This is a genomic window from Gordonia sp. SL306 (assembly GCF_026625785.1).
In the GTDB taxonomy this organism is placed as follows: domain Bacteria; phylum Actinomycetota; class Actinomycetes; order Mycobacteriales; family Mycobacteriaceae; genus Gordonia.
In genome coordinates, this window is record NZ_CP113063.1 from 2,860,637 (window position 1) to 2,884,938 (window position 24,302).

Sequence of the window (24,302 nt, forward strand, 5' to 3'; positions counted from 1 at the left end):
TCACTGCTCCCTGAGGAGCGTCGCGACCGTCAGCGGAACGTCGCGACCCCACCGTCCCGATCCGCGAGATGGGCGTGTTCGTTGAAGGACACGACCGAGACGCCGCTGCGTCCGACGATCAACTTCGACACCGAGGCATTCACCATCGTGCGGGACAGCAGCGGCCAGGTCTGTGCGGGGATGTCCCACAGTTGGCCGAGCCATCGGGTGATGGAGCCGGCGGAGGAGACCACCACAACGGTCTGCCCTGATCCGGCCAGGGCCACGGCTCGGTCGGCGGCGGCGGATATCCGAGCGTCGAAGTCCCGGTAGGTCTCGCCGCCGGCCTCGTGGTGTTCGGCAGTATCGGCGATCCATTCGGCCAGACCGGCGTCGAGACGTTGCTGGTAGCTGCGGCCGTCGCGATACTCCTCGGCGCTGGCCGAGCCGACCAAAGCGGGCAACGCATATTCGTTCCAGTCCGGATCGACCTCAGGTGTCGGCGCCGCGTCGAAGGCCGTGAGTACCCCGGCCAGGGTCTGCGACTGCCGGGGGAGATCGCCGCTCACCGCAGCGGTGACCTTGTCGGTCAGACTGGCGAGCAGTGCCCCGGTCAGTCGGGCCTGCATCACGCCCGTGTCGGTGAGTCCCCCCGGCCCGTTGGGCGCCGGATCGTCGGTGCCGTGGATGCCGTACGCATTCGGGTCGGCCTGTCCATGCCGGACCAGATAGATCACGCCCATGCGTCACACCTTATGGCCTCGGGTCGGCGTGCGATGAGTTCGGGCTGCCCGGCCGGTCAATACATCGTGGGATCACCACGCGATCGAGGAGTGTCCGAATTGTCGACGATGTTGTTCGTCAACCTTCCCGTGGCCGATGTGGCGCGTTCGCGGGAGTTCTTCACGTGCCTGGGCTTCCGGTTCGACGCGATGTTCTGCGATCAGGGCACCGTCTGCATGGAGATCAACGACAGCAGCAGGGTGGTGCTCCACGCGGAGCAGCGGTTCGCGGGATATGCAGCCGGTGCGGTGGCCGACCCGCACGTCGGACGTGAGTCGTTGGTGGCGCTGTCGGCCGGCTCGCGGGCAGAGGTCGATCGGTGCGCGGATGCGGCGCTGACGCATGGCGGATCCGCACTGCGTGACCCCGAGGACCTCGGGTTCATGTACTGCCGCAGCTTCTGCGATCTCGACGGCCACGCATGGGAGGTCGTCTGGATGGACCCCTCGCAGATCCCGGCGGACGACTCCTCGACATAGCCGCCCGGGCCCGGAACACACGGCTCGGCAGCGGAAAGGCTCGTGATCCGCCTCAGTAGAACGGACTCAGTGGAAAGGGCTGGGCGCGGTGCGCTGTGGTGCCTCGTACGGTGTGGCGGGCAGCCCGAACCGTGCGAAATCCTCTTCCAGGGTGTCACTGAAGAAGGCCACGACATAGGAGACCTTGCCGTCGGCGTCGAGGTCGAGCACTTGGAGCTGGAACGGCCGGTGGACGCCGTCTGGCTCGCGCATGTACAGGCCGAACGCCGGCTGCCCGTTCGCGGTGGTCGGCAGGAGGATCTGATCGCCGTCTTTCTCGGCGGGACAGTTGTGGCGGATGAGCGTACCGATGGCGCCGGCGCCCTGATACCAGCCGGTGAACGGCGGCGGCATCTCCCAGATGGCCTTGTCGGTGAACAGGTCGACGATCGCATCGACGTCGTACCGTTCGAAGGCCGACACGTACTTGGCGAGCAGTTCACGTTTCGCGGCATCGTCGAGCGTGCTCGGCGAATCCTTCTCGGGCGCAGTGTTTTTCAACTGCTCTCGGGCCCGTTGTAGGAGACTGTTCACGGTTGCGGTGGTGACCCCGATGGTGTCGGCGACCTCTGCGGCCCGCCACTGCAGGACGTCACGGAGGATCAGGACTGCGCGCTGACGTTCCGGCAGATGCTGTAGGGCGGCGATGAAGGCGAGGCGGATCGACTCCCGGGCACCCACCACATAGGCGGGATCGGCGTCGTCGCCCGGCGCGATCTCGTCGACGGTGCCGGCGAACGGCTCGAGCCAGGGGACCTCGTGGTCTTGCAGGAGGTCGTCGGTCGGGTCGAAGGCGTCACCCCCGAGTCCGGACGGCAGCGGCCGCCGCTGTCGGCTCCCCAGTGCGGTGAGGCAGGTGTTGGTGGCGATCTTGTGCAACCACGTGCGCACCGACGCGCGCCGATCGAATCCCCCGTAGCCACGCCATGCGCGCAGATAGGTCTCCTGCGTGAGGTCCTCGGCGTCGTGATGAGACCCCATCATCCGATAGCAATGTGCCAGGATCTCGCGCCGGAACGGTTCGGTGACCTCGAGAAACTCGGCGTCGGACGCGTTGGGCGCAGTCGTGGTGGACATGTGTCCCAGATTACGGGAAGGGTCCGACAAGATCAGCCCCTCGAGTCGAGCGTTCGACGGAACCGAAACCGGGCCCGCTGCGTCAGATGTAGATCCGGTGCGCAGGCGCCGGATGAGCCGTGCCGGCCCGGCGGTCGTGAGGGGGATCGCCGGGCCTGCCGGGGTCGATCGGGAGCGCTCGGGTGCGTCCGGAGCGGGTTTGAATCAGGCTGCGCGCAACCGACGCCAGGACGTCGTCGCAGTCCTATCATCGCCGGTGAACGCCTATATTTGCGTGCCGCCGACGAACGGGGTGGCGGGCCGTCCGAGGTTGCCAGCAGCCCTCGCGCGTTGCTAGCTTGATGCACATGACGAGCCGCCAGCCCTACGTCCCAGAGGTCACCTATGTGACAACCGCTCTGGGCTGTCGGCTGCCGTTTGCTCGTGTTCTGTGTTGTTGCCGAATGCGCTGATCTCAGCATTCACCCCGGGCCAAAGGCGGCCCACTCACTTTCCGCTCATCCGAGTGACTCGGTCGCGCCACGGCGCCGACCCGGCTCGGATGTGGCACATTCGATGAGGACACACAGATGACCGCAACGCTCGACCGCCGCAGCACCGCCACCACCAACCCGGAACCCGCCCGACCGCAGGCGCCCCGACCCCAGGGACACCGGCCCGCCGCCCGCGTTCCCCGCCCACTTGCCTACGGGTCACCGCGGAAGGGAGCGTCCGCCATTCACATCGCCACGCCGCAGCTGCAGCTGTCGTCGAAGCCTGCCGCACTGGTACTGCGCACCGCGCGTCTGTCCGGGCCGGTGTTCCGCGACGACGCCGCCGAGCACACCGGGCTGAGCATCTCGACCGTGAACCGGCAGGTGGGTGCCCTGCTCAAGGCCGGTCTGATCCGCGAACGCGCCGATCTCGCCCCCGCAGGCGCCATCGGACGCCCGCGACTGCCCTTCGAACTCAACGTCGCCGACTTCCTCACGCTGGGTATCCACATCGGCTACAAGGTCACCTCGATCACCACCCACGACCTCCTGCATCGGGTGGTCGGTGCCATCCAGATCCCCACGCCGGCCGCGGACAGCCCGGAGGAGACCCTCGAGGCGATCGGGGTCAGTGCTCGGCGTTTCGTCGGCCGCTGGGCAGGTCGTCGCGTGCTGTGGGCCGGTGTGGCCCTCGGCGGGCGGGTCGCTTCGGGCGGATTGGTGGATCACCCACGCCTCGGCTGGTCGGCTGCGCCGGTCGGCCGGATCATCGCCGAGACCGTCGGTCTGCCGGTTTCGGTCGCCTCGCATGTCGAGGCGATGGCCGCCGCAGAACTCGTCGTCAACCCCGATCAGAAGAAGTCCAGCTTCCTGTACTTCTATGCCCGCGAGATGGTGGGTACCGCCTTCTGCGTCGACGGCACCGTGCACACTCCGACCGCGGGCCCGCCGGTCATCGGACATTTCCCCACCGGACCCACCACACTTCTCGATCCGGAGAAGACCGGGCGCCTCGAGCCGACCGCCAGCGACACCGGCGTGGTGGATGCCGCGCAGGCGCTCGGACTCTCGGTCGACGACATCGAGGGCGTGCACGACCTCGCCCGTGGCGGCGACGCCACCGCACGCGCCCTGCTCGAGGAGCGGGCCGAGGTCCTCGGCCGGACAGTCGCGCTGATCGCCGACATCTTCAACCCCGATCACATCGTGCTCGGTGGTCAGGCGTTCACCGATTTCCCGGCCACGCTGCCGACCGTCGCGAAGGCCGTCAAGACGACGTCTGTGGTGGCCAACCGCGATGTGCGCGTGTCACATTCGGGAACCACCGTGCAGCAGCAGGCGGCCGGTGCGGTCTCCCTCGACGCGATCTACACCGATCCGCTGGAAGCCCTCGCCGCCACCGCCTGAACCCTCCCGCACCCCCACCCTCCCCGGGTACCCCTACCCCAGCCGCGACGGTTCCCGTCAACCGCGCCCCCGAAAAGGCGTCGCGGATGACGGGAACCGTCGCGGCTGCGGAGGAGGGTCAGGGGGAGGGGAGAGTGGGGGGTCAGTCGGAGGTGCGCTTGTTGTAGGCGCGCAATGCGAACGGAGCGAACACCAACGTCAGCACGACCGCCCAGATCAGGGTCGCGACCACCGGGTGCTGCAGCGGCCACGGGGAATCCGGCCCGGCGGCCGGCCCGTTGCCCCACAGCACGCGCATCGCCTGGACGAGCGCCGAGATGGGATTCCACTCCGCGATGGTCCGCAGCCACGTCGGCATCGGTGCGGTCGGGACGAATGCGTTGGACAGGAACGTGAGCGGGAACAGCGTGGTGAACATGAAACCGTTCACGGCCTCCACCGAACTCAGCCATGACCCGATGAGGATGCCGAACCAGATCATCCCGAAGCCGAACAGCAGGACGAGGGCGAAGGCGAGGACCGCCTCGCCGAACGTGCCGTGGATGCGCCAGCCGATCGCGAGGCCGGTGATGGCCATGACCACGATGCCGATCGACGAGTGCAGCAGGCTCGCGATGCTCCGGCCGACCAGCACCGACGATCGGCGGATCGGCAGCGAGCGGAATCGGTCGATGATCCCCTTCTCCAGGTCGGCGGTGATGCCGGTGGCCACGATGAATGCGGTGAACACGATGGTCTGGCCCATGATGCCCGGGAGCAGGAACTCCTTGTAGGACACGCCACCCGTGTTGGTGATCGACGCGCCGAAGACGTACGCGAACAGCAGCACGAACATGATCGGCTGGATGGTCACGTCGGAGAGCATCTCCGGCATCCGTTTGGTGTGGATCATGTTGCGTTTCACCATGATCCATGACTGCTGCCAGATGGTTGTCTGATGGATCTCGGGTCGCTGGGCGACCAGCGGATCGGAGGTGACGGTGGTGGTCATGCGGTCTGCTCCTCCTCGGAGGCCGAGTCGTCCTCGGCGCGGTGGCCGGTGAGCGACAGGAAGACGTCATCGAGGCTGGGTCGGGCCAGCCCCAGGTCATCGACGGCGATGCCGCTCTCGTCGAACCATGCGACGACGCGGGTGAGATCGCCGAGTCCGTCGGCGGGGGCGGTCAGTCGTCGGGCGCCGTGATCGATGAAGACCTCGGTGCCGGTCTTGCGCAACAGCGCCTCCGCCTCGGGGATGTCGTCGGGGTCGGAGACGGTGAGAACCAGGCTCGCCGCCCCGGCCTGCTGCTTGAGCTGCAACGAAGTGCCGTGCGCGATGATCTTGCCCTTGTCGATCACGACGATGTCATCGGCGAGCTGGTCGGCCTCCTCGAGGTACTGCGTGGTCAGCAACAGCGTCGTGCCGTCGGCGACGAGGTTGCGCAGCACGTCCCAGAGTTCCTGTCGGCTCCGGGGATCGAGGCCGGTGGTCGGCTCGTCGAGGAACAGCACCGGCGGCGCGGCCAACAGGCTGACCGCGAGGTCGAGACGCCGTCGCATGCCGCCCGAGTAGGACTTGACCTGTTTGTTGCCGGCCTCGGACAGCGAGAACTGCTCGAGGAGCCGATCGGCTCGACGGTTCAGTTCCTTGCGACCGATGCCGTACAGGCCCCCGATCATTCGGATGTTCTCGCGTCCGGTGAGGATCTCGTCGACCGTGGCGGCCTGACCCGTCAATCCCATACTGCGGCGGACCATCTCGGGTTGGGTGGCAACGTCGTAACCGGCGATGGTGGCCGAGCCGCTCGTCGGCGGCGACAACGTGGTCATCATGCGGACGATGGTGGTCTTGCCTGCTCCGTTGGGGCCGAGCAGGCCGAGTACCGAGCCTTGCGGCACGGTGAAGCTGACGCCGTCGACTGCGGTGAAATCACCGAATCTCTTGACCAGGTCGACGGCCTCGATGGCGACATCCTGCGTCGCCTCTCGATCTCGTGACGCTACGGCGGGGGCGGTGGGTGAGCTCATGTTTCTCCACACTACGGTGCAATTCGGACATCCAGCGACCTAATTTTTCGGCCCTCGGGACGTTGCCGGGGAGGGCATCAGTGCAGACCAGGGAGACGTCCAGAACTCATCGGTACGTCGTCGATGGCCACTGCTAACGCTAGGAGTTCATGTGGACATGAAGTCAATGGTCCGGCAGCCGTCACCGCGTATGCGGATATCGGTGGCAATCTCGGGCGCAATTGCGGATAAAGTGAGCTAATGGCTGTCATTCGAGTACGTGACGCGGCTCGTCTGCTCGGCGTCAGCGATGACACCGTGCGCCGCTGGATCGCCGCAGGTGAGCTGACCGTGTCCACCGGTGACGGGGAGGTCACCGCGGTCGACGGCGCGGAGTTGGCGGCACTCGCCCGTCAGCGTGCCGCGGCGCCGCCGGACGACGACGGGGTGCTGAGGTCGGCGCGCAACCGATTCGCCGGTCTCGTCACTGCGGTGTCGATCGACGGGGTGATGGCACAGGTGACGATGCAGTGCGGTCCGTTCGAGGTGACCTCGTTGATGAGTGCCGACGCGGCACGCGAGTTGCATCTGGCGCCGGGGTCGGTCGCCACCGCGGTGGTGAAGGCCACCACCGTGATCGTCGAGACGAAACGGGATGGACAGTGAAGAAGGTTCTGGCAGTCGGCGCAGTTGTTGCGTCGGTGGTGCTGACCGCATCGGGGTGCTCGTCATCGGAGGACACCTCGTCCCCGTCGTCGTCCACGACAACACCGACGACACTCAACGTGTCCGCTGCTGCGTCACTGAAGAAGACGTTCACCGCGATCGCGGACGAGTTCCAGAAGCAGCACCCGGGAACAATGGTGTCGCTGTCGTTCGACGGCTCGTCGACCCTCGTGAACCAGATCAAGCAGGGCGCCCCCGCCGACGTCTTCGCCAGTGCGGACGAGAAGAACATGGCCAAGCTCGGCGAGTCGGCCGTCGACCCGAAGATCTTCGCGACCAACACCCTGGTGATCGTCACCGCACCGGGTAATCCGAAGGGCATCAAGTCCTTTGCCGACCTGAACAAGCCCGACGTGACCACCGTCGTGTGCCAGTCGGCACAGCCGTGTGGCAACGCGACCGACACCGTGGAACGCAACACCGGGATCACCGTCGATGCGGCGTCGGAGGAACAGTCGGTCACCGCGGTGCTCACCAAGGTGACGTCGGGGCAGGCCGACGCCGGTCTGGTGTACGTGACCGATGCCAAGGGAGCGGGAGACAAGGTCGCGACGGTGGTGGACCCGGCTTTCGCGGCAGTGGTCAACTCCTATCCGATCACCACGGTTCGCGACGCCGCGAACGAGGCGGTGGGCAAGGAGTTCATCGACGCGGTGCTGAGCCCGTCCGGTCAGCAGATCCTGCAGGACGCGGGCTTCGGAAAGCCTTGATCCGCCGACCGTCGATCCCCGCCGGGCTGCCCGTCTGGCTCTATCTCCCGGCAGCGCTGGGCATCACGTTGATCGTGCTGCCGCCCATCGCGCTGCTCGCACAGACGCCGTGGGGAACCTTCATCGACCAGGTCGGCTCCGAATCGTCGCGGCAGGCACTGGCGCTGTCGCTGCAGACGGCGGCGATCAGCACGGTGCTGTGCGTCCTGCTCGGGGTGCCGATGGCGGTGGTCTTCGCCCGGCACGACGGCGTCGTCACCCGGGTCCTGAGGTCGCTGGTCCTCTTGCCGCTCGTGTTGCCGCCGGTGGTGGGCGGTATCGCCCTTCTGTACACGTTCGGCAGGTTCGGGCTGGTCGGCGAACATCTGCGCGCCGTCGGCATCGACATCGCATTCACGTCGACCGCCGTGGTCCTGGCGCAGACCTTTGTGGCGCTGCCGTTCCTGGTCATCAGTGTCGAGGGTGCGCTGCGTGTCGCCGGGACGCGATACGAGGAGGTGGCCGCGACCCTCGGGGCCGGCCCCTCGCGAACGCTCTGGCGGGTCACCCTGCCGCTGATCGTCCCGTCGCTCCTGGCCGGCGTCGTGCTCGCATTCGCCAGGGCCATGGGCGAATTCGGGGCGACGATCACCTTCGCCGGCAACGCGCCGGGCATCACACAGACCGCACCTCTCGCGATCTACGTCGCGGAGATCGACGACCCGCAGGCGGCCATCCCGTTGTCGCTGGTGCTGGTGGTCGTATCGCTGATCGTCGTCGTCGCGGTCCACGCGCGGCGCGGTGTCGGGGGTCGTGTCGTCGGGCGGGGTGCGCTGTGACCGGCGCGGCGTCCGGCTCCGGGTTGCACACGGACATCGACAATGTCCTCCCGCCCTTGCAGGTCACCCATGATTTCGCCTCGGGCAGCACCACGGCCGTCGTCGGCCCCAATGGTGCGGGTAAGACCACTCTGCTGCGGGTGATCGCCGGGTTGGTCACCGGTGGCCGTTCGACGATATCCCTGGATGGCGAAATACTGTGCGACGAACATACATCCGTACCGGCCCATCGCCGTGGAGTCGCGCTGCTGTCTCAGGATGCGCGGCTGTTCCCGCACCTCACCGTGCGGTCGAATGTCGCCTTCGCGCCATCCGCGCAACGGCTTTCACGTGCCGAGGTCGCCGCCCGGGTGGATCGATGGATGGCAGCTGCCGAAGTGGCCGAACTCGCCGACCGCAAGCCCGACGAGCTGTCGGGTGGGCAGGCGCAACGGGTCGCGATCGCACGTGCGCTCGCCGCGCAGCCCCGAATACTTCTGTTGGACGAGCCGTTTCGTGCTCTTGATGTCGACGTGGCCGGACGGCTCCGGGCCCTGCTGCGAGATCTGCTCGACGACCGTTCGCGTACGACGATCATGGTCACCCACGACGTGGTCGACGTGGTGACGCTGGCCGAGGAGATGGTGGTCGTCGATGACGGGCATGCAGTGGACAGCGGGCCTTCGGCCGCGGTTCTCGCCAACCCGGTCAACTCCTTCGTCGCGCGGCTGGCCGGTCTCAACCTCGTGTCCGGCCAGTGGGACGGGATCTGTGTGGTCACCGACGGGATCGCCATCGCCGGCACGGTCGCCGAGCCCGTCCACACCGGTCGTCATGCGACGGCGGTCTTCTCGCCCGATGCCGTCGCGGTGTTCACCTCACCCCCGTCGGATGCGAGCTTCCGCAACGTATTCGCCGCGTCGGTCGCCCAGGTGATCCCGCACGGTGATCGTATGGTGGTGCGGGGTGATGTCGGTGGACATGTGATCGGTGCGGAGGTCACCGGCGCCGCGGTGGCAGCGTTGTCGCTGGTGGTGGGTGCTAGCGTCTACTTCGCGGTCAAGGCGAGTGCGGTGCGGGTGTACTGAGGGCGCCCACGCGTTGCGTCGAGAGGCTCACGATTCGTCGAAATGCTTGTTCAACTCGAGGGCACGCGCCCTCAGTCGCTTGTAGCCGCGAACGCTCAAGGTGGGCACCGACTTCAGATAGAACCGGTCGTCGTCGGTGAGACTGTCGCCCAGCGCCTCGTCGACGAGGGTCGTGCCGGGGCGAGCGGATCCGGCGAGCCGTGCCGCGATGTTGACGGGCTCACCGAACACGTCGCCGAGGCGACTCAGCACGCGGCCTCGCGCCATACCGGCGCGCAGCGGTGGAATCCGTTCTCCCGTGGACAGTTCGTGCAACGCGATCGCAATGGCTGCGGCGGATGCCGGGTCATGGCAGGTGAACATGACCGCATCACCAAGGGTTTTCACGACATGCCCGCCGTTGGCCGCGACGATCTCGAAGGTGTCCTCTTCGAAGGATTCGAGGAGTTCCTCGAGTTCCTCGAGGGCGATGCGGCGCGACAGACTGGTGTAGCCGACGATGTCGGCGAATCCCACCACCAGATCGAGACGTTCGTCGGTATCGCGTTCGACGTCGCGTTCGAGGGCGAGGGCGAGATGTCGTCGCCAGATCAGTTGCTGGATCTGCCCGAGCGCCGCGGTCATCTGGCTGATCGACCACGGGACTTCGGGGTTGCGGTCGAGTTCACGCAGCTGATCGGCCTGCCAGTCCGCGAGGCGCGACATGGTCTGACCGATCGCGCGGGCGGTGGCGACCTGCGCTTCCTGCGGCATGGTCGACTCGGAGTCGGCGAAGAGGCGCAGCGCGGCGACGTCGGCGTCGCTGAAGATCTTGTCCGGCGTCGATCGTCGTGCGAAACCGAAAGCGTTCCAGACCTTTTCCGCATACTCGGGGGAGAGGCCCAGCTCGGCGATCAGTTCGTCGCGGGTGTAGCGGGCAGGTGTCTCGCCGTCGGGTCCGGTCACGGGATTCAGCATAGAGAACGGTGGAGGCGTGTGGTCTCGATACGGCGCCTCGCTGCGCTCGGTGCCTACTCGACCGGCGGAGGGTGGGCCGGCTGCGCTCGGTGCCTACCCGACCGGCGGAGGGCGCTGAGGGCTCCGGCGTGGGAAGCGTGGAACCGCTGGTCGAGTAGCCGGTGAGCGTAGCGAGGCGGCGTATCGAGACCGCGCCTCAGATCGACAGCACGCCCTTCATCAGATACGCCATCTGCGCACCGAATTCGGACCGTCGCGTGCCGCGGCGCATCCGGATCGCGTCGTTGACGATGCTCAGCGCTGCGTGGACGTCGACAGCGGCGCGCTCGCGCGTCAGGTCGGGATGGATCTGCAGCAGCAGATCCGTCCAGCGCGCGACGTATCGGCGCTGCACGTCGACGAGATCGGATGCCGTCGGCTGCCCCGACAGAGCGAACGAGTTGTTGAACGCCACGGAGAGATCCGGAGTGGAGGTGATCACGTTGACGTACGAATCCACCAGCAACGCAAGTAACTTCGCCGGGTCGGCGGTGGTCGCCCAGGCGGCCATCACGCCGGCCTCCAAGCGGGTGGCGCTGCGCTGGCCGATGCCGAGCAGGATCGACAACTTGGAACTGAAGTGCTTGTACACACTCGGTCCGGTGATCCCGACCGCCGCACCGATGTCGTCGACCCCGACACCGGCGTATCCGCGCACCGCGAACAGTGCGGCGGCGGCGTCCAGGATCTCGTCGCGCCGGGTGGGTGGTCCCGCGCCGGGCGGCGGCATCGTCGGCAGCGGCGGGGCCCCGGCCGGGTGCAAGGCGATCGCCCTGCGGACCAGGGCGTCGAGCTCGTCGAGAGCCCGGCCGGCCGGCATCCGGATGTTGTGCACCGAGAGACTCCCGGCGACGCTGAGGACCGCCCACGCGAGGGTGACTGCCTCGCGATCGGTGAGGTCGGTGCCCTCGGACAGCGCGGCCGCCCACCGGTGCAGGATCTCGCGGGTGCGCAGGACGACCTCTCGGTTCTGGTCGTCGGTCAGGTGCTGGCTGGCCCACCGCCACAGCGACGTCGCCTCCGGACGCCGGACGCCCAGGGTGCACACCGCGGCGATGAGCCGGTCCACTCCCGGCGTCGGCGTGGCACTCAAGGCGCGGTCGGTGCAGGCCTCGAGATCGTCCACGCCGGCCAGTACGGCGGCAGCGAGGAGCGACTGTTTGTCGGCGAAATGCCGGTACACCGACGGCGCGGTAACGCCTGCGGCACGCGCGATGTCGGCGACCGACACCTGCGGGTAGCCGCGCTCGAGGAACAGCGTCGCCGCGTGGTCGACGAGCTGTCCTTTGCGGTCGGCCGGCCGCGTGCGCCTGCCGGGTTTCGGGGTAGACATGGTGAATCGACCATAGCGCATGTTTCGCTCGGTGAGTGGGCACCTGACCACCCGGTATGGCCAAACAAGTTATTCCGCGTTAGCCTGGTTGAGTAACCACACATGGTTCATGCGAAAGGAACACTCAACGTGGCTGATCAAGCATTCATCTACGAGGCGATCCGTACGCCCCGTGGCAAGCAGCGCGGCGGCTCGCTGCACAGCATCAAGCCGGTCGATCTGGTCTCCGGGCTGATCAACGAGGTCCTGTCCCGTCACGGCGGCCTCGATCCCGCCCAGGTCAACGACGTCGTTCTCGGCGTCGTCTCACCGGTCGGAGAGCAGGGCGCGGTCATCTCTCGTACCGCGGCACTGAACAGCGGTCTGCCCGAGAGTGTCCCCGGCACCCAGATCAACCGCTTCTGCGCCTCGGGCCTGGAAGCCACCAACCTGGCCGCGGCCAAGGTCGCATCGGGCTTCGACGACCTGGTGCTCGCCGGCGGTGTCGAGTCGATGTCGCGCGTCCCGATGGGATCCGACGGTGGCGCACTGTTCACCGACCCGGCCACCGCGTACGACAACTACATCGTCCCGCAGGGCATCGGCGCCGACCTCATCGCCACCATCGAGGGATTCAGCCGCGAGGACGTCGACGCGTTCGCCGCCGAGTCGCAGGCGCGTGCCGAGAAGGCCTGGACCTCCGGCTATTTCGCGAAGTCCGTGGTCCCGGTGCGTGACATCAATGGTGTCATCGTGCTCGATCAGGACGAGCACCGTCGTCCCGGCAGCACCGTCGAGAGCCTCGGCAAGCTCAAGCCCGCCTTCCAGGCGCTCGCGGACATGGCCGGCTTCGACGACGTAGCGCTGCAGAAGTACCACTCGGTCGAGAAGATCAACCACGTCCACACCGGTGGCAACAGCTCCGGCATCGTCGACGGTTCCGGTCTGGTGCTCCTCGGCAGCGAAGAAGCGGGCAAGCGCAACGGGCTCACCCCGCGCGGCCGCATCGTCACCTTCGCCGAGATCGGCAGCGAGCCGACCATCATGCTCACCGGCCCGACCCCGGCCACCGAGCTGGCACTGAAGAAGGCCGGACTGACCGTCGACGACATCGACGTCTTCGAGCTCAACGAGGCGTTCGCGTCGGTCGTCATGAAGTGGATGAAGGATCTGAAGATCCCGCACGAGAAGGTCAACGTCAACGGTGGCGCGATTGCCATGGGTCACCCGCTCGGCGCGACCGGCGCGATGATCTTCGGCACCTGCCTCGACGAGCTCGAGCGCACCGGCGGCCGCTACGGCCTCGTCACCCTGTGCATCGGCGGCGGCATGGGCGTCGCGACCATCATCGAGCGTCTCTGATCCTGCGGGACAGTCACCTTCGACCCTGCGTGACGCATCGCTCGTTCCTCGTGATGCTCCTCAGGGATCGAGGGATTGGCCTCACATTCACAGAAAGAATCTTCGAAACACATGAGTGACAACATGTTCAACTGGGAGAAGGACGCCGATGGCGTCGTCATCCTGACCATGGACGACCCCAACCAGGGCGCCAACACCATGAACGAACTGTTCATGACCTCCCTGCCCGGGATCGTCGATCGGCTCGAGGCAGAGAAGGACGACATCACCGGTGTCGTGCTCACCTCGGCGAAGAAGACCTTCTTCGCCGGTGGCGACCTCAAGGACATGACCGCTGAGCGGACCCAGTCCAAGGAGGAGATCGCCACCGCGATCACCGAGCGCACGAACAAGATGAAGAAGGTGATGCGCCGCCTGGAGACCCTCGGCAAGCCGGTCGTCGCCGCGATCAACGGCGCCGCTCTCGGCGGTGGCCTCGAGATCGCCCTGCACACCCACTACCGCGTTGCTGCTGACGTCAAGGGTGTCCAGATCGGTCTGCCCGAGGCGACTCTCGGTCTGCTGCCCGGTGGTGGCGGCGTGGTCCGCACCGTCCGTCTGCTCGGCATCCAGAACGCCCTGATGGGTGTCCTGTTGCAGGGCACGCGTTTCAACCCGACCAAGGCCAAGGAGACCGGCCTGGTCGACGAGGTCGTCGGTTCGATCGAGGAGCTGGTCCCGGCCGCCAAGGCGTGGATCGCCGCGAATCCCGAGGCGCAGCAGCCGTGGGACAAGAAGGGCTACAAGATCCCGGGTGGTGCTCCCACCAACCCGGCCTTCGCCGCCAACCTGCCTGCTCTGCCGGCATTGCTGCGCAAGCAGATCAAGGGCGCCAACATGCCTGCGCCGCGGGCCATCCTGGCCGCCGCGGTCGAGGGTGCCTACGTCGACGTCGACACCGCCGACATCATCGAGACCCGCTACTTCGTCTCGCTGGTCACCGGCCAGGTCGCGCAGAACATGATCAAGGCGTTCTTCTTCGACCTGCAGCACATCAACAACGGTGGGTCGCGTCCCGAGGGCTACCCGAAGTACCAGGCCCGCAAGGTCGGTGTGATCGGTGCCGGCATGATGGGCGCGGCCATCGCGTACGTCTCGGCCAAGGCCGGTATCGAGGTGGTACTCAAGGACATCGACCTCGACGCCGCCAAGAAGGGCAAGGCGTACTCCGAGAAGCTCGAGGAGAAGGCGCTCGCCAAGGGCAAGACCACGCAAGAGAAGAGCGACGCTCTGCTCGCGCGGATCACGCCCACCGTCGACGCCGCCGACTTCAAGGGTGTCGACCTCGTCATCGAGGCTGCGTTCGAGTCGGTCGAGGTGAAGCACAAGGTCTTCCAGGAGATCGAGGACATCGTCGAGCCGAACGCGATCCTGGGTTCGAACACCTCGACCCTGCCGATCACCAGCCTTGCGCAGGGTGTGAAGCGCCAGGAAGACTTCATCGGCATCCACTTCTTCTCCCCCGTCGACAAGATGCCGCTCGTGGAGATCATCCGCGGTGAGAAGACCTCGGATGAGGTGCTGGCCAAGGTCATCGACTACACGATGGCGATCCGCAAGACCCCGATCGTGGTCAACGACAGCCGCGGCTTCTTCACCAGCCGTGTGATCGGCACCTTCATCAACGAGGCCGTCGCGGCCGTCGGCGAAGGTGTGGAGCCGGCGTTCATCGAGCATGCGGGCACCCAGGCCGGTTACCCGGCCGCGCCGCTGCAGCTGATGGACGAGCTGACCCTGACGCTGCCGCAGAAGATCCGCAAGGAGACCGAGGCGGCGCTCAAGGCCGAGGGCAAGTCGATCCCGGAGCACGGCAGCAACGCCGTCGTCGACTGGATGGTCGAGAACGGCCGGACCGCCAAGAAGGACGGCAAGGGCTTCTACGACTACGACGAGAACGGCAAGCGCACCGGTCTGTGGACCGGTGGGCGCGACCACTTCAAGTCGGGCACCACGGAGATCCCGTTCGAGGACATGCAGGAGCGCATGCTCTTCGCCGAGGCTCTCGAGACCGTCAAGTGCTTCGACGAGGGTGTGCTCACCTCCGTCGAGGACGCAAACATCGGCTCGATCTTCGGCATCGGCTTCCCGGCGTGGACCGGCGGTGTCATCCAGTACATCAACCAGTACGAGGGTGGTCTGCAGGGCTTCGTCGACCGGTCGCGCGACCTGGCGAGCAAGTACGGCAAGCACTTCGAGCCGCCGCAGTCGCTGGTCGACAAGGCAGCCAAGGGCGAGAAGTTCTGAGCTGAGCTGAGTTGAACCGAGGGGCCCCGGCCGAAAGGTCGGGGCCCCTTCGTCGTTCCCGCTCACCCATCTCGTTCCCGCGCATCTTGCATGGTGAGCGGGAACGGATTGGGTGAGCGAAATCCGACCGGGAACCGACCCGGCCCGCGTTGCGTCTGAGTTTCATGACCGCATACCCCAAAGACCGATTCGGGATCATCCGACGCGAGGCCGCGCTGGCCCGCGACATCGGTGACGATCACCTGGCCGCTGCCGTCCGGAAGAACGACCTCCGCCGGCTGACCCGGGGAGCGTTCGTCGAGAACAGCGACTCCTTCACCGGGCCGGCCGGCGCCGCCGAGTTGTACCGCCTACGCTCGATCGCCACTGCCACGTCCGGTCTCGTCGGCGAGATTCCACATCCACTCAGCCACGAATCATCTGCGGCGGTACACGAACTCCCGTTGCTCAAACCCGATCGCGAACGCGTTCACGTCACCAACGGAAAGCGCTCGGGTGGGTCGATGCGAGCGCAACGACACATCCACGCCGCACTACTTCGTCCCGACGAGGTCACCGAGGTCGACGGCATCCGCGTCACCAGTCTCGAGCGGACCGCGGTCGACATCGCCTGTGGAGGGGATTTCGCGCAGGCGCTCACCGTGTTCGACGGCGCGAAACGGCTTGGCGCGGACGACGAACTGATGACGAACATTCTCGGTACCCGGCGTCGTCGAGGGATCAATGCGGCTCGTCGCGCGCTTCCGCTGTCGGACGCGCTGTCGGAGAGTGTCGGCGAGTCCTGGAGTCGCGCACAGATGATCGACGCCGGCCTGCCCACTCCGCGGCTGCAACACACCTTCCAGTGTGGGCGTAAGGAGCATCGGGCCGACTTCGACTGGGAGGCAAGCGCGGACGGTTCGCAGGGTGTCATCGGCGAGTTCGACGGCCTGGAGAAGTACAGCCGGTTTCGGCGTCCCGGCGAGACCGTGGCGGATGCCGTCGTTCGCGAGAAGATCCGGGAAGACGAGCTGCGGGCTCTGGGTTTCGTCGTGGTCCGATGGATCTGGGCGGTGCTCGAACAGCATGGTGTTGCCACCCTGCTGCGGCCGTGGCTCGTGCGTGGCGGCTTGATCGCTGCATGATTCCCGCTCACCCAATCTGTTCCCGCTCACCCGGCAGGATGAGCGGGAACGATGTGGGTGAGCGGGAACCTTCGAGACATAATCCGCAGTCGAGTTCTGCGCGTTGAATTCTCGTCCCACTCCTAGGTAACGGATCTGGCATCCAACGAGGTTCGACTCCTCGACAGTGGACGCCGTCCCCGAGATCGCGGAGGTGATCGGTCCAGCGGTCGTCGTCGAACGATGGCGGATGGCCCCACCGGACTCCTCCGCTCGCGGGCGGCGTCCCGCCGCCGACAACCGAATACCGAACCAGTGACATGTCGTGCGACGCAACGAAAGGAGGCCCGTCATGTCGATCTTCCAGAAGGTGACGGTCGAACCCGGCCGAGCCGTACTCGAGTACCGCGACGGGAAGCTCGCGCGGGTGCTCCGCCCCGGTGTGTACACGGCACGGTCCGACGCCGGCTATGTCGTCGTCGACCTGCGTGAGCGTCTGATTCCCGTTGCGCTGCAGGAGGTCCTGACGTCCGACGCGATGGCGATCCGCGCCTCGATGAGCATGCGTCTGTCCGTCGTCGACCCGGTGGCGTTCACCGAGCGGGCCGCTGACCCGATTGCCATGATCTACCTGACGGCGCAGATCGCGCTCCGCCGGGTGTGTGCGTCGCTCGGCTCCGACGAGCTGATCCGTCGCGGCGACGCCGTCGACACCGCGACGATCCGGACGGCGACGGCCGATGCCGCGACCGATCTGGGCGTCGAGGTGCGTGAGGTCGTGGTGAAGGACGTGATCGTGCCGGCCGAGGTGCGGGCGGCGGCGCTCGAACTGGTCACCGCGAAGTCGCGCGGTCTGGCGAAGCTGGAGGCGGCGCGTGCGGAGACCGCGGCACTGCGGGCGCTCGCGAACGCCGGCCGGCTGCTCGACGCGCACCCGGCGCTGGCTCACCTGCGGCTGGTCCAGGAGGCGCCGCCCGGTGCGCGGGTGGTGCTGGCGGTCGGCGGCTCAGACGTACGGGCCCCCGACGCCTGAGCATGCTCCCGCTTCACCATTTCGTTCCCGCTCACTCGACCGAGTGAGCGGGAACGAAATGGGTGAGCGACGACGGCTCAGCGCAGCAGGAACGCGCGCACGGCCGACTCGAAGGCCTCCTTGGCCTCGATCATCACCCAGTGGCCGCACTTCGGGAAGATGTGCAATTCGGCGTCGGGGATCAGGCGCATCGGCACCATCGACATGTCCGGCGGGCTCACCCGGTCGTCGCGGCCCCAGGTGAGCAGCGTCGGGCAGCCGACCTTGTGCATCATCGCCCAGTAGGGCGGGGTGTCGGAGGCGGCCATGAACTGCTGCTGCATCTCGAACGCCGCCGAGCCGTACATCATCTGCGCGGTCTTCTGGGCGTCGGGATGGATCGCCGCTTCCCAGCGCTCCTCGATGAGTTCCTCGGTGACGAGTTTCCGGTCGTAGACCATCGCGGTCAGCCAGCGGACGAGCTTGTCCTTGTCGGGGTTGTCGGTGAACTCCTGCAGCAACCGCAGGCCCTCGCTCGGGCTGGAACTGAACACGTTGGGCCCGACGCCGCCGATGGTCACCAGCTTCTCGACGCGGTCGGGCTTCTTGATCGCCAGGTTCACGCCGACGACGCCGCCCATCGAATTGCCGATCATCGGAGCCGACGGGATGTCGAGGGCGTCCATGAAGCGGATCACCGACGACCCGGCCGTGAGCACCGGATGGCCCTCCACGGCATCGCTCACGCCGAAGCCCGGGAACTCGACCACGTAGCAGTGGTGGGTCTGGGCGAAGAAGTCCAGGTTGCCCCGGTAGTTGCGCCAGCCGGTGACGCCGGGGCCGGAACCGTGCAGCAGGATCAACGGGGGCGCGGAGGCGTCGCCTGCCTCGTGATAGCGCAGTACGCCCTGGTCGGTGGTCAGTTCGCGTTTGGTCGCGTCGAAGGAGACATCCACGCCCACCAGAGTAGAACGTGTTCTAGTTTGTTGTCACGGGTGGTTGCGGGGTTCGGGGGCGCGGGGGGTTTCGATACGCCGACTCGCTGCCGCTCGCCGGCTACTCAACCAGCGGTAGGAGGGGCGCCGGCTACTCAACCAGCTGGACGGGAGGGCAGCTCACCGGCCGAGGGAGCTCAGGTCCTCTTCGCCGAACTGTTCCTCCAGGGTCTCCGGTGAGTAGTCGAGATCGATCTCGGCCACCGGCCGACCGCGGGCCGACTCGATCGCGCTCAGTCGGCGCTGTCCGCGATCGGCGGCATAGGCGATGAACTCGCTGTTGTCGAGGCCGAACGGCTGTACCTCGAACTGTTCGTTGACCCAGTTGATCATCCCGAGGGCCAGGGGCATCAGCTCCTCCATCCGCGCGGTGACCACATCCCAGAGCGAGTCGTCGGCGGCCACGTGGCGTCGGCAGGTGAAGGTGCCCCACGCCATGTGCCGTCGCTCGTCGTTGCCGATGAACCGGATGAGCTTCTGCATTCCGGGGAAGATGTCATGCCGCGTGCACACCGTCTGCCAGGCGTGATAGCCCGTCAGGGCGAGGCTGCCCTCGATAACGTGGTTGTAGGTGACACTGGCCCGGACCTGATTGCGCGGCGACGGGTCGTTGTCGAGGAGTTGCAGCGACGACGGGAGCTCTTCGTAGAACAGCTGCCGGTAAAACGGATTGTCGGCGACGAACGACTGCAGGTCGCCGGTCAGCCCGACGGCATCCATCCACATCCGGAAGACCTGGGTGTGCTTGGCCTCCTCGAAGCAGAATTGCGACAGATACATCTCGTCGCCGAACCGGCCCTCCGCCGCCATCGCGTTCATGAACGGCTGGATGTCCTGGGTGACCGCTTCCTCGCCGGCGATGAACTGACTCACGAGGAAGGTGGTGCTGCGTCGTTGCTCGTCGGTGATCTCGGTCCAGTCCTGGCTGTCGCGGCGGAAGTCGATCGCGACGGGATCCCAGAACCGGGCATTGCCTTTGATGAAGAGCCGCAACGGAAACGAGTCCCAGTTGAGGCCGCCGCTGCGGAGCGACGCGAAGTCTTCGCGCCCGCGCGACTTGTGTTCGGCCAGAGTCATGGTGATCACCCGCTAACGATCATTTGGGAGAGATAAACCGACGCTAGTCCGCGCGGCGCCCAAACGTGTTTATTTCACCGAACTCTCAGGATCGCGATTTGGTGTCGATCATGCAGACGGTTCGGAATCGATAGTCGCTGATACTCGAAAAGATCAGCGGGACAGCCGACTTGGCCACCACACCCGTTTGCCGATGTCGAGGGTCAGGGCGGGCACGAGCAGCGACCGGACGATCAGCGTGTCGATGAGGACGCCGAAGGCGACGAGGAAGGCGATCTGCACGAGGAACAGCAGCGGAATCACGGCAAGTGCGGCAAATGTGGCGGCGAGGACCACGCCCGCGGACGTGATGACACCGCCGGTGGCGGTGAGCCCGCGGATCATGCCCGACCGGGTGCCGTGGGTGCGCGACTCCTCTCGTACCCGCGTCATCAGGAAGATGTTGTAGTCGATGCCGAGGGCGACGAGGAAGACGAATGCGAACAGGGGTACCACCGGGTCGGCGCCTGCGAAGCCGAACGGTCCGTTGAACAGGAGTGCCGCCACGCCGAGAGTGGTGGCGAACGAGAGCACCGTCGTCGCCAGCAGCAGCACTGGCGCGACGACGCTCCGCAACAGCAACATCAGGATCACCAGAACCACCAGCAGCACGATGGGGATGATCAGGTTGCGGTCGTGGATGGCCGTGGTCCGGGTGTCGAGGTCGGTGGCGGTACTACCGCCCACCAGCGCATTCGCGTCGTCGACGGCATGGACGCTATCGCGGATGTGGGTGACGGTGTCCTGCGCGGCCAGGGACTCGGCATTGTCGGTCAGCGTCGCCTGCACGGCGACACGGCCGTCGACGACCAGCGAAGAGCCGGACCGTTCGACCAGTTCTGCCGTCGCGACGCCGTCCACGTCGCGGACCGCGCCGAGCACGTCGTCTGCGGCGGCCTCGTCGGCGATCACCCAGGTCGGTGAGCCGCTCCCGGCGTCGAAGTGTCGGGCCTGGATGTCGGCGCCCTCGACGGACTCCACCGAACCGATGAAGAAGTCCGTCTGCGCGATGCCGTCCGCCTTGAAGGTGGGTGCGAAGGCGGCGCCGACGAGGAGGACCACGAGCGTGACGATCCAGATCGTGCGGGGGCGTGCGGCGACGCGGTCGGCGATCCGCGCCCAGAGGCGATGGGCGCTGCCGGGTTCGGAGTCGTCGGTGTGTGCGGGCCGTAACGGCCAGAAGGCCGTGCGTCCGAGGAGGGCGAGTGCCGCGGGCAGGAACGTCATCGACGCGAGGAACGACGCCGCGATGCCGAGCGCGGCCACCGGGCCCAGGCTGCGATTCGAGTTGAGATCGGAGAAGAGCAGGCAGAGCACGCCCAGGACGACGGTGCCCGCAGACGCGGCCACGGGCTCGATGGTGGCCCGCCAGGCGCCGCGCACCGCGGCGTATTTGTCATCGGTGCGGGTGAGTTCCTCGCGGAACCGGGACACCAGGAGCAGCGCGTAGTCGGTCGCGGCGCCGAACACGAGGATGAACAGGATGCCCTGACTCTGCCCGTTGAGTTCGAGCACGTTCGACTTGGCGAGCAGGTAGACCAGCCCGGAGGCCAGGCCGAGGGCGAACACCGCGGAGACGATGACCACGAACGGCAGGATCGGACTGCGGTAGACGACGATCAGGATTCCGATCACGACGGACCCGGCCACCAGTAGCAGGATGCCGTCGATGCCGCTGAACGCGTCGCTGAGGTCGGCGGCTTGGCCGGCCGGGCCGGTCACCTTCACGACGAGCCCGTCCGGTGCCCCGTCCAGGGCGTCTCGCAACTGTTCGACGGCGTCCTCGGGTTCGCCGTCGGTCGCGACCGGGACGAACATCTGGGCGGCCTGGCGGTCGGCCGACGGGATCGGCGGCGAGAACTCCGGACCGAATCCCGCCGTCCCCTGCAGCGGCCGGGTCGCGGTGGCGAGGAACTCCAGATCCTGCGGGGTGATGCCGGAGGTGCGTTCGGCGATCACGATGGCAGGCAGGGTGTCGGTGTCCGAGAAATCGCCGAGGAGGCTGTTCACCTCGGTCGATTCCGCCGATGCAGGCAGGAACGTGGTGTTGTCGTTGCTGGAGACCGACGCCAGCTTGCCCGCGTAGGGGCCGGTGACGCCACCGATGACGATCCAGAGGAGCAACAGGAGCGCGGGGATCAGCCAGCGAAGCCGGGGCCTTGTCGCCATGGCGCCATCCTGTCATGACCGGTGACACACACCATGAACCCGGTGCCGGAAATGTCGCGAACGCGGCACGAGACGCCGCCGGTGCCGTCGCGTCCACGGAAGCTCCCGAACGTGCGATCGGTCTGCTCAAAACCTCACCGCCGCAACGTGACCAGCCATTTCGTATGCGCGTCGGTGCATACGGGACAACGATGTGGACAAGGTCTCATATCGCTGTCCGAGAGAAAGGTGCGTACGAGATGAAAACCAAGGGGGCAATCCTCCGGAACCCGGGCGAGAAGTGGCAGATCGAAGAGTTCGAGCTCGATGATCCGGTGGCCGGTGAAGTACAGGTCAAACTGGTCAGCTCGGGTCTGTGCCACTCCGATCACCATCTGCGCACCGGGGACAGTCCGGCTCCGATGCCGGTCCTCGGCGGGCATGAAGGTGCCGGTGTGATCACGAAGGTCGGGCCGGGCGTGACGAGGCTGAAGGAGGGCGACCACGTGGTCACCGCCTTCATCCCGGCCTGTGGTGTGTGCGAGCCCTGTTCGCGGGGGGATCAGAACTTCTGCGACGAAGGTGCGCGTCTGCTCAGCGGGCTCGCGATCTCCGACGACACGCACCGCGCCCATACCAGCGACGGTGCCGGGCTCACCCAGATGTGCCTGCTCGGCACCTTCGCGCCGTACATCACGGTGAACGAGGCGTCACTGGTGAAGATCGAGGACGACATCCCCTTGAAGGAGGCTGCGCTGCTGGGCTGCGGTGTGGCGACCGGCTGGGGTTCGGCGGTCGAGATCGGTGCGACACACGCCGGCGACGTGGTCGTGGTGGTCGGCATCGGCGGCGTCGGGATCAATGCGATCCAGGGTGCGGCATCGGCCGGTGCGCGGATCGTGGCCGCAGTCGACCCGGTGCCATTCAAGCTGCAGATGGCCGAGAAGCTGGGGGCGACCCACACGTTCTCCTCGATGGAGGAGGCGCTCCCGGTGATCGGTGAGATCTCCTGGGGAAAGATGGCCAACACCACCATCCTGACCGTCGGCGAGATCGACGGCTCGATGATCCAGCCTGCGCTGAGCCTCACCGGCAAGGGTGGGCAGGTGATCGTGACCGGTATGGGCAACTTCGCCGACAGCGATGCCCAGATGAACCTCTTCGAGCTGACCCTGCTCCAGAAGCGGGTGCAGGGCGCCATCTTCGGCGGGGCGAGCCCGCGTACCCAGGTTCCGACCTTGCTCCACGAGTACCGCGCCGGAAAGCTCAACCTGAGTGACCTGGTCACCCAGACCTATCGTCTGGATCAGATCAACGAGGCCTACGACGACATGCTGGCGGGCAACAACATCCGCGGGATGATCGTCTACGGCGACGACGACTACTGATCGCGGTGCGGTTCGGCGTGCGGGTATTGCCCCGCGCGCCGGCCGCGCTCGGTCCCGGCGGGCTGCTGTCCGTGCATGGCGGCCAGCCGGGCGTTGTACGCAGCCAGCACAGCATCGTCGTCGTCCACGTCCGCGGAGTCGGTGCCCAGCGCATCGCGTCGGGCCGACTCGAGGAACGACGGCCGGACCTTGCCCAGATGCCGGGACGCCGAGTCCTGTCGCCCGCGGCCGAGGCCCTCGGCCCGGATCCACTCCCAGGCGAGGAACACCAGCAGGCACATCATGAGTCCGTCGCCCGCCCACCACATGATGGCTCCGGCGGCACTCTGGTCGGTCATCGCCGATGGGTTGAGGATGGATTCCGCGCCCCAGCCGGCCCGTGAGGCCGAGAAATCGGGTGCGATCTCGTAGCTGGTCAGCATCAGGATCACCCCGACGAAGGTGTCGGCGCCCATCGCCACCAGCAACGTCACGAACCGCGCGGCGTAGCTGTAGTCATGGCCGGTCAGCTCGTCGCCGATCAGCGGCAACAGCAAGAGGTAGCCGCTCACCAGGTAGAGCACGAGCTCGCTGTGGTGGATCCACATGTGCTCGGCCATCTGCTGCTGGAAACCGGTCAGGTGGGTCAGCACCAGCACGGCCGTGTACAGCGGCACAGTGAACATCGGCGCGGTGATGAAGCGGATCGCGGTGCTGGTCATGATGCGTTCGACCGTCTCGCCGCCGCGGGGGCCGAGCGCCAGCGCTGACAACCGGATGGGCTGGGCGAGCACGAGGAACAGCGGGATCACGGTGATCATCAGCAGGTGCAGGACCATGTGCATCCAGAACAGGTGGTGAGCGAACATCGCCACGCCCGAATTGAGCGAGACGACGAGCAACACCATGCTCAGCAGCCAGGACGCGGTCCGTGACACCGGCCAGTGACCGACGCGGATCGCCCCGACGACGTAGGCCAGGGATGCGACGGCCATGAGCGCCCAGACGATCGGTGTCGCGGTCCAGGAAGCCCAGAAATCGGGCACCATTCCGTCGTTCATCGT

The 24,302-nt window shown here is 66.7% G+C and carries 21 protein-coding genes; 11 read left to right on the forward strand and 10 right to left on the reverse strand.

Annotation, left to right across the window (positions count from 1 at the left end):
* Nucleotides 1-29 precede the first annotated feature (29 nt).
* Complete coding sequence (locus OVA31_RS13080) at nucleotides 30-722, reverse strand: histidine phosphatase family protein (RefSeq protein WP_267627086.1); 693 nt, start codon at nucleotides 720-722, stop codon at nucleotides 30-32.
* A gap of 99 nt (nucleotides 723-821) precedes the next feature.
* Between OVA31_RS13080 and OVA31_RS13085 the strand changes: the two genes are divergently transcribed.
* Nucleotides 822-1,241 carry a VOC family protein gene (locus OVA31_RS13085; RefSeq protein ID WP_267627087.1) on the forward strand — a complete coding sequence of 140 codons (420 nt, stop codon included), beginning with the start codon at nucleotides 822-824 and terminating at the stop codon, nucleotides 1,239-1,241.
* A 66-nt stretch (nucleotides 1,242-1,307) separates the two neighbouring features.
* Here the strand turns inward: OVA31_RS13085 and OVA31_RS13090 are convergent, their stop codons facing one another.
* Entirely contained in the window at nucleotides 1,308-2,357 is a 1,050-nt protein-coding gene (locus OVA31_RS13090; protein ID WP_267627088.1) for a sigma-70 family RNA polymerase sigma factor, read from the reverse strand.
* Between the two features lie 569 nt (nucleotides 2,358-2,926).
* On the opposite strand from OVA31_RS13090, the gene OVA31_RS13095 reads away from it, so the two are divergent.
* Nucleotides 2,927-4,237, forward strand: a complete 1,311-nt coding sequence (locus OVA31_RS13095; protein ID WP_267627089.1) for an ROK family transcriptional regulator — start codon at nucleotides 2,927-2,929, stop codon at nucleotides 4,235-4,237.
* A 142-nt stretch (nucleotides 4,238-4,379) separates the two neighbouring features.
* Here the strand turns inward: OVA31_RS13095 and OVA31_RS13100 are convergent, their stop codons facing one another.
* Both OVA31_RS13100 and OVA31_RS13105 read right to left on the reverse strand, forming a co-directional pair.
* A complete protein-coding gene (locus OVA31_RS13100) occupies nucleotides 4,380-5,228 on the reverse strand; it encodes an ABC transporter permease (RefSeq protein ID WP_267627090.1) in 849 nt (282 codons plus the stop codon).
* Nucleotides 5,225-6,244: an ATP-binding cassette domain-containing protein gene (locus OVA31_RS13105; RefSeq protein ID WP_267627091.1), complete on the reverse strand. Its 1,020-nt coding sequence runs from the start codon at nucleotides 6,242-6,244 to the stop codon at nucleotides 5,225-5,227. Before OVA31_RS13105 ends, OVA31_RS13100 begins: the two co-directional genes overlap by 4 nt.
* A gap of 240 nt (nucleotides 6,245-6,484) precedes the next feature.
* On the opposite strand from OVA31_RS13105, the gene OVA31_RS13110 reads away from it, so the two are divergent.
* The 4 genes from OVA31_RS13110 to OVA31_RS13125 are packed head-to-tail and all read left to right on the forward strand — an operon-like array spanning nucleotide 6,485 to nucleotide 9,544.
* Nucleotides 6,485-6,889 (forward strand): TOBE domain-containing protein, encoded by a 405-nt coding sequence (locus OVA31_RS13110; RefSeq protein ID WP_267627092.1) that lies wholly within the window; start codon nucleotides 6,485-6,487, stop codon nucleotides 6,887-6,889.
* The gene (gene modA, locus OVA31_RS13115) at nucleotides 6,886-7,659 is read left to right on the forward strand and encodes a molybdate ABC transporter substrate-binding protein (protein WP_267627093.1); all 774 of its coding nucleotides are present in this window, start codon (nucleotides 6,886-6,888) and stop codon (nucleotides 7,657-7,659) included. The genes OVA31_RS13110 and modA overlap by 4 nt, the downstream gene beginning before the upstream one ends.
* Entirely contained in the window at nucleotides 7,656-8,477 is an 822-nt protein-coding gene (locus OVA31_RS13120; protein ID WP_267627094.1) for an ABC transporter permease, read from the forward strand. The genes modA and OVA31_RS13120 overlap by 4 nt, the downstream gene beginning before the upstream one ends.
* On the forward strand, nucleotides 8,474-9,544 hold the full coding sequence (locus OVA31_RS13125) for a sulfate/molybdate ABC transporter ATP-binding protein (protein WP_267627095.1): 1,071 nt from the start codon (nucleotides 8,474-8,476) through the stop codon (nucleotides 9,542-9,544). Before OVA31_RS13120 ends, OVA31_RS13125 begins: the two co-directional genes overlap by 4 nt.
* 27 nt (nucleotides 9,545-9,571) lie before the next feature.
* Here OVA31_RS13125 and OVA31_RS13130 read toward each other — a convergent pair whose 3' ends face one another.
* Together OVA31_RS13130 and OVA31_RS13135 are read right to left on the reverse strand one after the other, a co-directional pair.
* Nucleotides 9,572-10,489, reverse strand: coding sequence for an adenylate/guanylate cyclase domain-containing protein (locus tag OVA31_RS13130; protein ID WP_420714026.1), 918 nt, complete (start codon nucleotides 10,487-10,489; stop codon nucleotides 9,572-9,574).
* 208 nt (nucleotides 10,490-10,697) lie between these two features.
* Nucleotides 10,698-11,873, reverse strand: a complete 1,176-nt coding sequence (locus OVA31_RS13135; RefSeq protein ID WP_267627097.1) for a TetR/AcrR family transcriptional regulator — start codon at nucleotides 11,871-11,873, stop codon at nucleotides 10,698-10,700.
* Between the two features lie 129 nt (nucleotides 11,874-12,002).
* Between OVA31_RS13135 and OVA31_RS13140 the strand changes: the two genes are divergently transcribed.
* From OVA31_RS13140 to OVA31_RS13155, 4 genes are all read left to right on the forward strand, one after another.
* Nucleotides 12,003-13,214, forward strand: a complete 1,212-nt coding sequence (locus OVA31_RS13140; RefSeq protein ID WP_164308168.1) for an acetyl-CoA C-acetyltransferase — start codon at nucleotides 12,003-12,005, stop codon at nucleotides 13,212-13,214.
* 111 nt (nucleotides 13,215-13,325) lie between these two features.
* Entirely contained in the window at nucleotides 13,326-15,497 is a 2,172-nt protein-coding gene (locus OVA31_RS13145; protein WP_267627098.1) for a 3-hydroxyacyl-CoA dehydrogenase NAD-binding domain-containing protein, read from the forward strand.
* Nucleotides 15,498-15,661: 164 nt separating this feature from the next.
* Entirely contained in the window at nucleotides 15,662-16,621 is a 960-nt protein-coding gene (locus tag OVA31_RS13150) for a hypothetical protein (RefSeq protein WP_267627099.1), read from the forward strand.
* Nucleotides 16,622-16,952: 331 nt separating this feature from the next.
* Entirely contained in the window at nucleotides 16,953-17,633 is a 681-nt protein-coding gene (locus OVA31_RS13155; protein ID WP_267627100.1) for a slipin family protein, read from the forward strand.
* Nucleotides 17,634-17,710: 77 nt separating this feature from the next.
* Here the strand turns inward: OVA31_RS13155 and OVA31_RS13160 are convergent, their stop codons facing one another.
* The 3 genes from OVA31_RS13160 to OVA31_RS13170 form a co-directional block, all read right to left on the reverse strand.
* Nucleotides 17,711-18,568, reverse strand: coding sequence for an alpha/beta fold hydrolase (locus OVA31_RS13160; protein ID WP_267627101.1), 858 nt, complete (start codon nucleotides 18,566-18,568; stop codon nucleotides 17,711-17,713).
* Between the two features lie 159 nt (nucleotides 18,569-18,727).
* On the reverse strand, nucleotides 18,728-19,684 hold the full coding sequence (locus tag OVA31_RS13165; RefSeq protein WP_267631511.1) for a R2-like ligand-binding oxidase: 957 nt from the start codon (nucleotides 19,682-19,684) through the stop codon (nucleotides 18,728-18,730).
* 153 nt (nucleotides 19,685-19,837) lie between these two features.
* Nucleotides 19,838-21,892, reverse strand: a complete 2,055-nt coding sequence (locus OVA31_RS13170) for an MMPL family transporter (RefSeq protein ID WP_267627102.1) — start codon at nucleotides 21,890-21,892, stop codon at nucleotides 19,838-19,840.
* Nucleotides 21,893-22,131: 239 nt separating this feature from the next.
* On the opposite strand from OVA31_RS13170, the gene OVA31_RS13175 reads away from it, so the two are divergent.
* A complete protein-coding gene (locus OVA31_RS13175; RefSeq protein ID WP_267627103.1) occupies nucleotides 22,132-23,259 on the forward strand; it encodes an NDMA-dependent alcohol dehydrogenase in 1,128 nt (375 codons plus the stop codon).
* Here the strand turns inward: OVA31_RS13175 and OVA31_RS13180 are convergent.
* Nucleotides 23,253-24,299: a cytochrome c oxidase assembly protein gene (locus OVA31_RS13180; protein WP_267631512.1), complete on the reverse strand. Its 1,047-nt coding sequence runs from the start codon at nucleotides 24,297-24,299 to the stop codon at nucleotides 23,253-23,255. The genes OVA31_RS13175 and OVA31_RS13180 overlap by 7 nt on opposite strands.
* Nucleotides 24,300-24,302: the final 3 nt, after the last annotated feature.

Coding starts and splice junctions, on each gene's coding strand:
- OVA31_RS13080 (WP_267627086.1), bottom strand. CDS start 722: ATGGGCGTGATCTATCTGGTCCGGCATGGACAGGCCGACCCGAATGCG.
- OVA31_RS13090 (WP_267627088.1), bottom strand. CDS start 2,357: ATGTCCACCACGACTGCGCCCAACGCGTCCGACGCCGAGTTTCTCGAG.
- OVA31_RS13095 (WP_267627089.1), top strand. CDS start 2,927: ATGACCGCAACGCTCGACCGCCGCAGCACCGCCACCACCAACCCGGAA.
- OVA31_RS13100 (WP_267627090.1), bottom strand. CDS start 5,228: ATGACCACCACCGTCACCTCCGATCCGCTGGTCGCCCAGCGACCCGAG.
- OVA31_RS13105 (WP_267627091.1), bottom strand. CDS start 6,244: ATGAGCTCACCCACCGCCCCCGCCGTAGCGTCACGAGATCGAGAGGCG.
- OVA31_RS13110 (WP_267627092.1), top strand. CDS start 6,485: ATGGCTGTCATTCGAGTACGTGACGCGGCTCGTCTGCTCGGCGTCAGC.
- OVA31_RS13135 (WP_267627097.1), bottom strand. CDS start 11,873: ATGTCTACCCCGAAACCCGGCAGGCGCACGCGGCCGGCCGACCGCAAA.
- OVA31_RS13145 (WP_267627098.1), top strand. CDS start 13,326: ATGAGTGACAACATGTTCAACTGGGAGAAGGACGCCGATGGCGTCGTC.
- OVA31_RS13150 (WP_267627099.1), top strand. CDS start 15,662: ATGACCGCATACCCCAAAGACCGATTCGGGATCATCCGACGCGAGGCC.
- OVA31_RS13155 (WP_267627100.1), top strand. CDS start 16,953: ATGTCGATCTTCCAGAAGGTGACGGTCGAACCCGGCCGAGCCGTACTC.
- OVA31_RS13165 (WP_267631511.1), bottom strand. CDS start 19,684: ATGACTCTGGCCGAACACAAGTCGCGCGGGCGCGAAGACTTCGCGTCG.
- OVA31_RS13170 (WP_267627102.1), bottom strand. CDS start 21,892: ATGGCGACAAGGCCCCGGCTTCGCTGGCTGATCCCCGCGCTCCTGTTG.
- OVA31_RS13175 (WP_267627103.1), top strand. CDS start 22,132: ATGAAAACCAAGGGGGCAATCCTCCGGAACCCGGGCGAGAAGTGGCAG.
- OVA31_RS13180 (WP_267631512.1), bottom strand. CDS start 24,299: ATGAACGACGGAATGGTGCCCGATTTCTGGGCTTCCTGGACCGCGACA.